The 11,785-nt window shown below is 65.9% G+C and carries 12 protein-coding genes; 10 read left to right on the top strand and 2 right to left on the bottom strand.

Annotated elements, in window-relative coordinates; genetic code table 11:
- Positions 1 to 5: 5 nt before the first annotated feature.
- On the bottom strand, positions 6 to 1,418 hold the full coding sequence (locus ACUYTF_RS01540; RefSeq protein ID WP_434141226.1) for a DNA recombination protein RmuC: 1,413 nt from the start codon (positions 1,416 to 1,418) through the stop codon (positions 6 to 8).
- A gap of 84 nt (positions 1,419 to 1,502) precedes the next feature.
- Complete coding sequence (locus tag ACUYTF_RS01535; RefSeq protein ID WP_434141228.1) at positions 1,503 to 2,087, bottom strand: exonuclease domain-containing protein; 585 nt, start codon at positions 2,085 to 2,087, stop codon at positions 1,503 to 1,505.
- 79 nt (positions 2,088 to 2,166) lie between these two features.
- Here ACUYTF_RS01535 and ychF point away from each other — a divergent pair, with 79 nt between their 5' ends.
- The 10 genes from ychF to rpsG all read left to right on the top strand — a co-directional run bounded on the left by ychF (position 2,167) and on the right by rpsG (position 11,670).
- Positions 2,167 to 3,258, top strand: a complete 1,092-nt coding sequence (gene ychF, locus ACUYTF_RS01530) for a redox-regulated ATPase YchF (protein WP_434141230.1) — start codon at positions 2,167 to 2,169, stop codon at positions 3,256 to 3,258.
- A 193-nt stretch (positions 3,259 to 3,451) separates the two neighbouring features.
- The gene (locus tag ACUYTF_RS01525; RefSeq protein WP_434141232.1) at positions 3,452 to 5,170 is read left to right on the top strand and encodes an AIPR family protein; all 1,719 of its coding nucleotides are present in this window, start codon (positions 3,452 to 3,454) and stop codon (positions 5,168 to 5,170) included.
- Positions 5,171 to 5,473: 303 nt separating this feature from the next.
- The gene (locus ACUYTF_RS01520) at positions 5,474 to 5,824 is read left to right on the top strand and encodes a type II toxin-antitoxin system RelE/ParE family toxin (RefSeq protein ID WP_434141234.1); all 351 of its coding nucleotides are present in this window, start codon (positions 5,474 to 5,476) and stop codon (positions 5,822 to 5,824) included.
- A 5-nt stretch (positions 5,825 to 5,829) separates the two neighbouring features.
- Positions 5,830 to 6,135, top strand: coding sequence for a helix-turn-helix domain-containing protein (locus tag ACUYTF_RS01515; protein WP_434141674.1), 306 nt, complete (start codon positions 5,830 to 5,832; stop codon positions 6,133 to 6,135).
- A 69-nt stretch (positions 6,136 to 6,204) separates the two neighbouring features.
- Positions 6,205 to 6,843: a methyltransferase domain-containing protein gene (locus ACUYTF_RS01510; RefSeq protein ID WP_434141236.1), complete on the top strand. Its 639-nt coding sequence runs from the start codon at positions 6,205 to 6,207 to the stop codon at positions 6,841 to 6,843.
- Positions 6,840 to 8,510, top strand: a complete 1,671-nt coding sequence (locus ACUYTF_RS01505) for an ATP-binding cassette domain-containing protein (RefSeq protein WP_434141238.1) — start codon at positions 6,840 to 6,842, stop codon at positions 8,508 to 8,510. The genes ACUYTF_RS01510 and ACUYTF_RS01505 overlap by 4 nt, the downstream gene beginning before the upstream one ends.
- Before the next feature lie 60 nt (positions 8,511 to 8,570).
- Entirely contained in the window at positions 8,571 to 9,668 is a 1,098-nt protein-coding gene (locus ACUYTF_RS01500) for a tellurite resistance/C4-dicarboxylate transporter family protein (RefSeq protein ID WP_434141240.1), read from the top strand.
- Between the two features lie 55 nt (positions 9,669 to 9,723).
- The gene (locus ACUYTF_RS01495) at positions 9,724 to 10,536 is read left to right on the top strand and encodes an alpha/beta fold hydrolase (RefSeq protein WP_434141242.1); all 813 of its coding nucleotides are present in this window, start codon (positions 9,724 to 9,726) and stop codon (positions 10,534 to 10,536) included.
- A gap of 292 nt (positions 10,537 to 10,828) precedes the next feature.
- Entirely contained in the window at positions 10,829 to 11,200 is a 372-nt protein-coding gene (rpsL, locus tag ACUYTF_RS01490) for a 30S ribosomal protein S12 (RefSeq protein WP_434141244.1), read from the top strand.
- Positions 11,200 to 11,670 carry a 30S ribosomal protein S7 gene (rpsG, locus tag ACUYTF_RS01485; protein WP_434141245.1) on the top strand — a complete coding sequence of 157 codons (471 nt, stop codon included), beginning with the start codon at positions 11,200 to 11,202 and terminating at the stop codon, positions 11,668 to 11,670. Before rpsL ends, rpsG begins: the two co-directional genes overlap by 1 nt.
- Positions 11,671 to 11,785 lie beyond the last annotated feature (115 nt).

Below are 11,785 nucleotides of genomic sequence, written 5' to 3'. Positions count from 1 at the left end.
ACTGCTCAATCCTCGACGTCGGGCGTCTCCGGGTTTCCGGGGGCGCCCGACGTTTCCGCGTCACCGGTGCTCGCGGCCGCATCGAGCGCGTCGGCCGAATCGAATAGGCCCGACTCATCGACCGCGGGCAGCGGTACGAGACCGCCGGTCGTCTCGACCGAACGGAGGGTGCGCTCGACGGCGCGGGTGCGCACGCCGGCCTGATGCACCGTGTTCTGGGCGGTCTGCAGCTGCTTCTCGAGCTTCGCCCACACCTGGCCGTACTTCTGGAATTCGGCCTTCGCCGCTCCGAGCACCTGCCAGACCTCTGAGCTGCGCTTCTCGATCGCGAGGGTGCGAAACCCGAGCTGGAGGCTGTTCAGCAGCGACATGAGCACGGTCGGGCCCGCGACGGTGACGTGGTAATCGAGCTGGAGGCGACTCGCGAGCCCCGGCCGGCGCGCAACCTCGGCGAACAGCCCCTCCGTGGGCAGGTACATGATCGCGAAATCGGTCGAGTACGGCGGCGCGATGTACTTGTCGCGAATGAGCTTCGCCTGCGCGACGATCGCCCGCTCGATGTTCTTGCCCGCAGTCTCGACCTGTTCCTTCTCACCGCTCTCCTGCGCTGCGAGCAGCCGCTCATAGTCCTCCTGGGGAAACTTGGAGTCGATCGGCAGCCAGACCGGCGTCTCGCCGGCTTCGCGCCCCGGCAGTTTGACGGCGAACTCCACGCGCTCCGACGCGTGCGGGCGCACGGCGACGTTCTCGGCGAACTGCTCGGGGGCCAGCATGTCTTCGAGCTGGCGCGCGAGCTGCACCTCGCCCCAGCTGCCGCGGTTCTTCACGTTGGTGAGCACCCGCTTGAGGCCGCCCACGTCCGAGGCCAGCGTCTGCATCTCGCCGAGCCCCTTCTGCACCTGCTCGAGGCGGTCGCTGACCAGCTTGAACGATTCGCCGAGGCGGCGCTCGAGGGTGCCCTGCAGCTTCTCGTCGACGGTCGCGCGCATGCTCTCGAGCTTCGCCTCGTTGCCCTGACGCATCTTCTCGAGTTCGTTCTGCAGGGTCTGCAGCAGTTCGAGCTGCGAGCGCGATGACGATTGGGCGCTCCGGTGCATGCGGTCGCTGAGGTGCGCGAGCGCGCGCTCGAGCAGTTCGCGCTGCTCGCGCTCTCCCGCCTCGCGCGCGGCCCGGTCGCGGGCGAGCTCGCCGCTCTGCGCGGCGGCCACCGATTGCAGGCGCGAGTCGAGCTGCTGCTGGCCCGACGCGAGTGCCTGCGCGAGTTCGCCGCGCTGCGCCGCCAGTTCGAGGCGCAGCTCCCGACCGGCGGCCGGGGCGTCGGCGCTCGCCCCGCGCCCGGTGCGGAGCAGCAGGACGACGAGCACGGCGATGAGCAGGGCGAGGTTCGCGACGAGCAGTGCGACGGTGAGTGCGTTCATGATCTCTCGGGTTTCGTGGGGTCTGCGGCTGCTGGCGACCCTAGGCGCGACCGCCGACATCCGGGCGGCGCCTGGAGCGTCCGGTCAGAGCTTCAGCGGAATGGCCGTCAACTGGTGGATGCGCACGCCGGCGTGCTTCGCGAGCGCGGTGACATCGTCGGCTCCGTGACGCACGGCGGCATCGGTGATGATCGCGGCGCACGCCTCGGCATCGGCCAGCGCTTCGTGGTGCGAGAACTCGCCGTACCCGGCGGCGGCCGCCGCGAGCGGCAGGCGGTGCGACGGGATGTCGTAGGTCTTGCGCGACACCTGTACGCTGCAGAGGTAGCGGAACTTCGGTGTCGGCACGACTGATGCGGCGCATGCGGCCTTGATCACGCCCATGTCGAACGAGGCGTTGTGCGCCACCGCGACGTCCGTGCCGATGAACTCGCGCAGTTCTGCGAGCTGGTCGGCCCAGTCGCGCGCGTCGGCGACCATCTGCGGGGTGATGCCGTGGATCTTGATGTTGAAGGGAAGGAAGTCGGAGTGCTCGGCGGGCGGGCGGATGAGCCAGTCGGCGCGCTCGACGACGCGCCCCTCGCGAACCCTGACGAGACCCACCGCGCAGGCGGAGGAGGGGTGGCCGTTCGCGGTCTCGAAATCGATGGCGGTGAAGTCGACGGGCATGGAACAAGGGTGGCACATGCGGCTGACATGCGCGCCGCCGCGGAGGAACCGCCCGCGGCCTCGCGTAGACTAGACCCTCGTGGCTCTTACAATTGGCATCGTCGGACTCCCGAACGTCGGCAAGTCGACCCTCTTCAACGCGCTCACCCATAACGACGCTCTCGCGGCGAACTACCCGTTCGCGACGATCGAGCCGAACGTGGGCGTGGTCAACCTGCCCGACCCCAGGCTCGACAAGCTCGCCGAGATCTTCGGCAGCGAGCGCCTGCTGCCGGCGCCGGTGAGCTTCGTCGACATCGCCGGTATCGTGCGCGGCGCGAGCGAGGGCGAGGGGCTCGGCAACCAGTTCCTCGCCAACATCCGCGAGGCCGACGCGATCGCGCAGGTCGTGCGCGGCTTCGCCGACCCCGACGTGGTGCACGTCGACGGCCAGGTCGACCCCGCGAGCGACATGGAGACGATCAACACCGAGCTGATCATCGCCGACATGCAGACTCTCGACAAGGCGCTCGTGCGCTTCGAGAAGGAGCTGAAGAACCGCAAGATCGACGCCTCGGTCGTCGAAACCGCGAAGGCGGCGCGCGCGGCGCTCGACGAAGGCAAGGTGCTCTCGCAGGCAGGGATCGACCTCGAGCCCATCAAGGAGCTCGGCCTACTCACCGCGAAGCCGTTCCTCTACGTCTTCAACGTCGACGAGGGCGTGCTGCAGGATGCGGCGAAGCTCGAGGAGCTCGCGGCGCTCGTCGCGCCCGCGAAGGCCATCTTCCTCGATGCGAAGATCGAGAGCGAGCTCATCGAGCTCGACGCCGAGGACGCGGCCGAGCTGCTCGCGTCGATCGGCCAGGAGGAGAGCGGCCTCGACCAGCTCGCCCGCGTCGGCTTCGACACCCTCGGACTGCAGACCTACCTCACCGCCGGCCCCAAGGAGGCCCGCGCCTGGACGATCCCGAAGGGCGCCACGGCGCCCCAGGCCGCCGGCGCGATCCACACCGACTTCGAGAAGGGCTTCATCAAGGGTGAGATCATCTCGTTCGACGACCTCGTCGAGGCGGGCTCGGTCGCCGAGGCCCGCGCCAAGGGCAAAGCCCGCATGGAGGGCAAGGACTACGTCATGCAGGACGGCGATGTCTGCGAGTGGCGTCACGGAAATGTATCTGCTACGAAAAAGTGAGTAGGTTTGCGTAAGCGCTCATGAAGGTATGCGGCGCGCCACCACGATGATTCGGCAAGTAGCGTGCTCAACAAAGATCACTTCTTGTTGTTGAGCAAATCTTGGCTGGGGCCGGTAAGGGTTGCATTCCTGCTCCAAACGGTCTCATAGAGTTGAGATAGAAAATTGATGTTTCTGGTTGAAAGGAACGTGAATGGGTGCCAACGATGTCGTCTTGCTTGAAGACATGGTCGAAAGATCTCGGCTTGAGACTGCAGGGTTTAATGCTGCGGAGCAAGAGGCCTACTTCGTTTCTTCTAACTACTTGAACAAGTACCGACCCAGTCATGATGACGTGCTTTCCGGTATCGTCGATGGCACGCGTGATGGTGGTATTGACGCGATCCACATTTTCGCTAACGGTTATTACCTCAGAGACGGTGTGAATGCAGCCGCCCTTGGGCGGAACCCTCAGCTTGATTTGGTGTTAATTCAAGTAAAGAACACAAAAGGGTTTGGCGAGAGTGCCGTTGAAAAACTGATTATCCATCTTCCCAAACTGTTGGATTTCTCGCGTGACGATAGCGCGCTCGCAAAGGAATTTAATCCTCGGCTAGTTGAGATTACTCGACGGTTTCTCAACACATATCGAGCGATGGACCTCCCAAGGCTCAGGATTTCTGTTGCGTTCGCCGCACTAAAAGCTGAACACATACACCCCAACGTTGAGTTGAAAGCCACTCAGCTAGAGGGAACTCTTAAAGATTGCTTCGGGAACTGCGAGCCCGTGGTTGAACTGCTAGATGCGGCGAGTATCGCAGATCTCGTGCGCGACAAACCCCCTGTAACGGCAGAACTTACTTTGGCTGAGAACCCGATTTCTACTGATATGACCGGTGGTTATGTTGGATTAGTCAAGCTGTATGACTATCAGAAGTTCATTACCGATGAAACAGGTCAATTGGACGCGGCGCTCTTTGATGCGAACGTGCGCGACTATGACAGCGGGTCGGAAGTGAACAAGAGCATTGAAGGAACCCTCGGTACGCAGGACAACGAAGTTGACTTCTGGTGGCTTAACAATGGCGTCACGATTGTAGCTGACCGAGTGCAGCCTGCCGGAAAACTTTTGCATCTGGACTCGCCTCAGATCGTGAATGGGCTTCAGACGTCCCATGAGATCTACAAGAAAGGGTCGTCGAGCGAGTATGCGGATGACCGTGGCGTATTGGTAAAGGTGATCCAGGCTGGAGACGATCTAGTCAAGGACCGGATTATTCGCGCCACGAATAGTCAAACCATTCTTGGGTTGAGTTCGCTGCGCGCGACTGATCGCGTGCAGCGAGAGATCGAAGAGTTCTTGAGCATCCATGGCCTTTCCTACGAGCGGCGTAAAAACTTCTATCGAAATCGGCAGATCCCCCTCAGGAAGCTCGTGTCTATCGATCAAATGGGGCAGGCTGTGCTAGCGACACTGGTTCAATCTCCGCACATTTCTAGAGGTGAAGTATCGCGGATCTTTCAAGACGATATCTATCGCGTGGTCTTTAGCGGGACGCAACCGATGAATATGTATTATTCCGCCATCGCGATTGTGCGTACTTGCGAGGAGTTTTTACGAGCACGTCGGGACACTGGACAAGTCGAGGATTTTGTCTTTCATCTTTCGATGGCCGCTGCAATGGCGGTGACGCGGAAGAGGGAGCCCTCCGCGAAGGATCTGGCCTCGATTGGGGAAATGCCTTCTGAAGAAATGCTGACGAGGCTCATGAGAGTTGTGCAGCAAGCGTTCACCGAGGCTGCACGCGAGACTCGGGAGGTGCTATTCGAAAGGCTCGCTAAGGATGCGCGGGCCACGAAGACGCTCAAGGCCCATATGAGACGCTATCTTGCTTCTTCGCCGAGGCGGCGTAGAGAACCCATCTCGAGCTGATCGGATCTGTCATTACCTGGATTGCCGCTCTCCGATACCTTGAGGCGACGTCTGCGAGTGGCGGTTCAACGTCTGATAGGAAATCGGTGGAGCTCCGTATCGGACGAACGTCTGTGAGCGGCGAACAGTAATGCTTGCCTGGGAAGCCGAAGGCGGACGATCGCGCTCGAATCGTCGAGATGCTGGACGGAAATCCCTTCTCGCGAAAAGTGGTTGCATATTCGCTTTCGCACACGCCTCGAGCTGTGACTGGCTGATCCACGACCCATTGCAGGTAGACCCTGTGGGGTCTAAGCTGATGTCATGTGGAGCGTGGACATCGAGTTGATCGCAGGGTGGCTCGCTTCCTTGGACGAGGACTCGTACGTACAGGTGGTCGCTGCGATTGAGCTGCTTGAGGAGCGCGGTCCTCAGCTCGGACGGCTCCTTGTCGATACGGTGTCTTCGTCGAGACACCGCAATATGAAGGAACTCAGGCCAGGTTCGTCTGGCCGGTCCGAACTGCGCCTCCTGTTCGCCTTCGACCCGGAGCGCTCAGCGATCATGCTGATCGCTGGCGACAAGGCCGGCAATTGGACACGTTGGTATGGAAAGAATATCCCGCTGGCCGACGACACGTTCGACGACCACTTGCGCAGACTGAGAGGAAAGTGATCGAGATGGCTGTGTCGCTGAAGGATTTCGTCGCCGAGCGTCCCGTGGACCGGGAGCGCGTCGAGGCACACAAGGAGCGGCTGCTCGCAGAAGTGCGCGCGTACCGGCTGCGCGAGTTGCGCGAGGAAGCCGGCCTCACGCAGGCCCAGCTCGCCGAGCGCATCGGCGTTGGTCAGCGCCAGGTCTCCAAGATCGAGCACGGCGATCTCGACAGTGCGAAGATCGGCACGATCCGCAGTTACCTCAAGGCGGTCGGGGGCAGTCTGGCTATCGAATACGTTCTGGGCGACCAGCGTGTTCAGGTGGTCTGAGAGCAGACGTTCTCAGCCGCGGCGACGTCTGCGAATGGCACCTCAACGTCTGAGCGCAGGGACCTCATGATGCGCGACGCCCGCGAGGCGTACGGCGCCCGGGCGGCCGAGTACATCGACCTCCTCGGCGATGTCGGCGCGATGTCGCCGATCGATCGTCGCACGATCGAGGAGTGGGCTGCGAGTATCGACGGCCGCATCCTCGACGCGGGCTGCGGCCCCGGTCACTGGACCGCGCACCTGCGATCCCGCGGCGCTGACATCGAGGGCATCGACCAGGTTCCGGGGTTCATCGACAGTGCCCGCTCTCGCTTCCCCGGAACCGAATACCGCCTCGGCGGGCTGGAGGCGATCCCGGCGGAGGCGGGGGAGCTGGCCGGCATCCTCGCCTGGTATTCGGTCATCCATGTCGACCCAGTGAATCTGCCCGACGTGCTCGCGGAGTTCGCGCGATCCCTGGCTCCGGGCGGTCGCCTGCTGCTGGGCTTCTTCGAGGGGTCGCGCGTCGAGTCGTTCCCGCACGCCGTGACGACCGCATACTTCTGGCCGACCGAGGAGATGGCCCGTCTGCTCGAAGCGGCGGGGTTCCGGGTGCTCGAGGTGCAGACGCGAACGGACCCGGGCTGCCGCCCGCATGCCGCCATCTCCGCGATCCGCACTCCCGTAGGAGACGTGCGTCCTGGCGGCTCGCCTACAGTTGAGGGGTGACTGCAACGCTCGTGGCCTCAGGCCTCGCGGGAGGGTACGCCCACCGCACGCTCTTCGACGGCCTCGACCTGACCGTCGCCCCCGGCGACGTGATCGGCGTCGTGGGGGTGAACGGTGCCGGCAAATCGACGTTGCTGAGCATCCTCGCCGGCGCGATCGCCCCGCAGGAGGGCGCGGTTTCACTCGCCCCGGCCGACGCGTTCGTCGGCTGGCTGCCGCAGGAGCACACCCCGATCGAGGGTGAGACGATCGGCCGGTACGTCGCTCGCAGAACCGGCGTCTCGGAGGCGGCGGCGCGGCTCGACGCCGCCTCCGAAGCGTTCGCGAGCGCCTCGGAGCACGGCGACCCGGGCGGCAGCACGGCCGACGAGTACTCCGCCGCGCTCGACCGGTGGCTCGCGACCGGTGGCGCGGACCTCGACGAGCGGCTGCCCGCGGTGCTGGCTGATCTCGGCGTCGCCGTCGACGAGGTGGCGACCGATGCGCTCATGACGTCGCTCTCGGGCGGTCAGAAGGCGCGTGTGGCGCTCGCCGCACTGCTCTGCTCCCGGTTCGACATCGTGCTGCTCGACGAGCCGACGAACGACCTCGACCTCGACGGGCTGGAGCGTCTCGAGACGTTCGTGCGCGGGCTGCGCGGCGGCGTCGTGCTCGTGAGCCATGACCGCGAATTCCTCGCCCGCTCGGTCACCCGCGTGCTCGAGCTCGACTTCGCGCAGCGCACGAACCGCGTCTACGGCGGCGGGTACGAGGCGTACCTCGAGGAGCGCGCCACGCTGCGGCAGCAGGCCCGCGAGGAGTACGACGAGTTCGCGGCGAAGAAGGCCGATCTCGTCGGCCGTGCCCGTACGCAGCGGGAATGGTCGAGCAAGGGCGTGCGCAATGCGATGCGCAAGGCGCCCGATAACGACAAGATCAAGCGCAAGGCATCGGCCGAGTCGAGCGAGAAGCAGGCGCAGAAGGTGCGCCAGATGGAGAGCCGCATCGCCCGGCTCGAGGAGGTCGAGGAGCCGCGCAAGGAGTGGCGTCTCGAATTCTCGATCGGGTCGGCCCCGCGCTCGAGCTCGGTCGTCGCGACGCTGAACGAGGCCGTGGCGCGGCAGGGAGACTTCGTGCTCGGGCCGGTCTCGCTGCAGGTCGATGCCGGGGAGCGGATCGGGATCACGGGGCCGAACGGCGCCGGGAAATCGACGCTGCTGCGGCTGCTGCTCGGAGACCGCGCGCCGGACGAGGGTGCGGCGAGTCTCGGCAGCTCGGTCGCGATCGGTCGGATCGATCAGACCCGCACGCTGCTCACGGGCCCCGCACCCCTCGCCGAGGCGTTCGAGCAGCTCGTACCCGAGTACACGTCGGCCGAGGTACGCACGCTGCTCGCGAAGTTCGGGCTCAGGGCCGACCACGTGCTGCGGCCGCTCGACGGGCTCTCGCCAGGGGAGCGCACGCGTGCGGGGCTCGCTCTGCTGCAGGCCCGCGGCGTCAACGTGCTCGTGCTCGACGAGCCCACGAACCACCTCGATCTCGAGGCGATCGAGCAGCTCGAACAGGCGCTCGAGACCTACGACGGCGCGCTGCTGCTCGTGACGCACGACCGCCGTATGCTCGAGAACGTGCGCCTCGGCAGCCGCTGGGAGGTCGACGCGGGGCGGGTGACCCAGCTCGTGGTGTAACCCGGCGCGAACGGGCCGCGGACCGGGGGGCCGCGGACTGGGCGCGGTACGCTGGCTCCTATGACCGCACGCGATCGCACGCTCTCGGCAGCGGTGGCGCATCTCTCGCCCGGGTATTTCGCCCTCGTGATGGCGACCGGCATCGTCTCGATCGCGCTGCGCGATGCGGGGGCCGGGCTGCCGGCGCCAGCAGCGGCGCTCGCCGCCGGGCTCTCGGCCGCGCTCCTGGGCATCGCGATCGTCGCGTACCTCGTGCTCTGGGTGCTGTTCGCGTGGCGCGCGATCGCCTTCCCGCACCAGCTGCGCGCCGATCTGCGCAGCCCCGAGCAGGCCTTCGGATTCTTCACCGTGGTCGCGGGCACCGATGTGCTCGCGGTGCGGATCGCGCAGGCGGGCGCCGTGCCTCTGGCGATCGGGTTCGTGATCGTGGCCGTCGCGCTGTGGTGCGTATTCGGCTATCTGCTGCCGTGGCAGGTGCTGGTGGCGCGCGATCGCGAGGAGCGCATCCTGTCGCGCACGAACGGCAGCTGGTTCGTGTGGGCGGTCGCGAGCCAGTCGCTCGCGGTCGCGGCTGCCGAGATCCAGCCCCACGCGGGCCCGGCGGCCGTGCCCTGGCTCGGTATGCTGGCGGTGATGTCGTGGTCGGTGGGCGTGGCGCTCTACGCGGGTGTCGCGATGCTGGTGCTCCTGCGCATCGTGCATTACGGCATCGCTCCCGAAGAGTTCACGCCGCCCTACTGGGTCGCGATGGGGGCGCTCGCGATCGCGGTCGTCGCCGGGTCGGGAATCGTCGGCATGGCGTCGACGCCGATGGTCGACGCGGCGCGCGGCCTCATCGCGGCGCTCGTGGTGGTGTTCTGGTGCTTCTGCGCCTGGCTGACGCCGCTGCTCGTGGGGGCCGGTTTCTGGCGGCATGCCGTGCACCGCATACCGCTCGACTACGAGCCGGGGCTGTGGTCGATGGTCTTCCCGGTCGGCATGATCGCGGTCGCGTCGATGTCGATGGGCCGCGCCGACGATCTCGCGGTCGTGCATGAGATCGGCCGCGCGATCGCGATCGCTTCGGTGCTCGTGTGGGCCGTCGTGTTCGCGGGGCTCGTGCGCCGCATCGCCCGGGTGCTTGCGGCATCGTCGCGTGCGCGGCGCATCGCGGCATAGGCGGGGCCGCTCCCGACAGGGATCGCTTCTTCCCCGTATGCCCTAGGTTTGAGGGGTGACCGTCTCGATCTCCTGCCCCGTCCACTCGACCGTCATCGGCGATGACGGCGCCCCGGTGCGCGCCGTCTTCCTCCACGGCCTCTTCGGGCGCGGCAAGAACTTCACGACGATCGCGCAGGCGCTCGCCCCCGAGGTGCAGAGCCTCATGGTCGATCTGCCGAACCACGGCCAGTCGGGGTGGACCGAGCGCTTCGACTACGCGGACATGGCCGACCTGGTCGCCGAGCACCTGCGCGCCGAGTTCGCCGCGCGCGGTCCCGTCGCCGTCATCGGGCATTCGATGGGCGGCAAAGTCGCGATGGTGCTGGCGCTGCGCCACCCCGATCTCGTGCGGCGCCTCGTCGTGATCGACATCTCGCCCGACACGGGCGGCGAGGTGCGCGGCGAGTTCCCGCACCTGCTCTCGGCGCTCGCATCGCTCGACCTCCGGGCCGTGCACAAGCGGGGCGAGGCGAGCGCGGCGCTGCGCGAGCAGATCCCGAACAGCACGGTGCGCGGCTTCCTCATGCAGAACCTGAAGCGCGAGGGCGACGGCTTCGTCTGGGAGCCGAACCTCGCGCTGCTGCGCGCCGAGCTCGACACCGTCATGGGCTTCCCCTCGGATCCGGGGGAGCCGTACGAGGGCCCCGTGCTCTGGATGGGCGGCGAGAAATCCGACTACGTCACCGACGACGACGCCCCCGCGATGCGCGCGCTCTTCCCGCGCACGCAGCGCATCACGGTGAAGGGCGCCGGGCACTGGGTGCACGCCGAGCAGCCCGACACGGTCGTGGCTGCGCTGCGCCGGTTCCTGCTGCCCCGGGGCTGAGCGGAGACCGTGCTCGGCGATCCCTGGAGAAACCTTGCAGAAGCAGGGATCACCCCGTAAAGTGGCTTCTTGGTGTGTTCCACTGATTGAGCCGTGCCCAAACGGCGCAGCCAGGGGAGCGCGTCAGGGTCCCTCGCTCGAAGAGCTGACACCCCCACGGCATAGCTGCACTCGGTAGCCCCGATCGCCTCGGCGAAGAGGGCCGCAGCAGCTCCGCGGTCGTGCAAACGCCCGCACATGCTTGTCAATCAACGGCAATCCTGTCACCGTGCAGGAACAACTAGGAGAATCAGTGCCTACTATTCAGCAGCTGGTTCGCAAGGGCCGGACGCCGAAGGTCACCAAGACCAAGGCGCCCGCTCTGAAGGCGAACCCTCAGCAGCGCGGTGTGTGCACCCGTGTGTACACCACCACCCCGAAGAAGCCGAACTCGGCGATGCGTAAGGTCGCTCGTGTGAAGCTCTCGAACGGTACCGAGGTCACGGCCTACATCCCCGGTGAGGGCCACAACCTGCAGGAGCACTCGATGGTGCTCGTGCGCGGTGGTCGTGTGAAGGACCTCCCCGGTGTCCGCTACAAGATCGTGCGCGGCGCGCTCGACACGCAGGCGGTCAAGGACCGCCAGCAGGCTCGCAGCCGCTACGGTGCAAAGAAGGTGAAGTAATGCCTCGTAAGGGTCCTGCTCCCAAGCGTCCCGTCGTCGCCGATCCGGTATACGGCGCGCCGATCGTCAGCCAGCTCGTCAACAAGATCCTGGTCGACGGCAAGAAGGGTCTCGCGGAGCGCATCGTCTACAACGCGCTCGAGACCGTCGCCGAGAAGTCCGGCCAGGACGCGGTCACGGTGCTCAAGAAGGCGCTCGACAACGTGCGCCCCACGCTCGAGGTCCGTTCGCGTCGCGTCGGCGGCAGCACCTACCAGGTGCCCGTCGAGGTGAAGCCGCACCGTGCGAACACGCTCGCACTGCGCTGGCTCACCAGCTACGCGAAGGCCCGTCGCGAGAACTCGATGACCGACCGTCTCACCAACGAGATCCTCGACGCTTCGAACGGCCTCGGCGCCGCAGTGAAGCGCCGTGAGGACACTCACAAGATGGCCGAGTCGAACCGCGCGTTCGCTCACTACCGCTGGTAGAAGCCGAATCGTCGCCCCGGGTCCTTCCGCCCGTGCTGCATCCCGCAGGACGGCGGAGGGTCCGGGACGGCCTCGGGGCGAGCGATCCTCGCCCCACTCCCACAACTTTCATCCC

This window comes from Leucobacter sp. GX0328, assembly GCF_053567315.1.
This window is presented reverse-complemented; position numbering and strand designations above follow the sequence as displayed.

Bases quoted from the DNA above. Each gene is read 5' to 3' on its own strand.
- ACUYTF_RS01510 (WP_434141236.1), top strand. From the start codon at position 6,205: ATGCGCGACGCCCGCGAGGCGTACGGCGCCCGGGCGGCCGAGTACATC.
- ACUYTF_RS01525 (WP_434141232.1), top strand. From the start codon at position 3,452: ATGGGTGCCAACGATGTCGTCTTGCTTGAAGACATGGTCGAAAGATCT.
- ACUYTF_RS01520 (WP_434141234.1), top strand. From the start codon at position 5,474: ATGTGGAGCGTGGACATCGAGTTGATCGCAGGGTGGCTCGCTTCCTTG.
- ACUYTF_RS01515 (WP_434141674.1), top strand. From the start codon at position 5,830: ATGGCTGTGTCGCTGAAGGATTTCGTCGCCGAGCGTCCCGTGGACCGG.
- ACUYTF_RS01535 (WP_434141228.1), bottom strand. From the start codon at position 2,087: ATGCCCGTCGACTTCACCGCCATCGATTTCGAGACCGCGAACGGCCAC.
- ACUYTF_RS01500 (WP_434141240.1), top strand. From the start codon at position 8,571: ATGACCGCACGCGATCGCACGCTCTCGGCAGCGGTGGCGCATCTCTCG.
- rpsG (WP_434141245.1), top strand. From the start codon at position 11,200: ATGCCTCGTAAGGGTCCTGCTCCCAAGCGTCCCGTCGTCGCCGATCCG.
- ACUYTF_RS01540 (WP_434141226.1), bottom strand. From the start codon at position 1,418: ATGAACGCACTCACCGTCGCACTGCTCGTCGCGAACCTCGCCCTGCTC.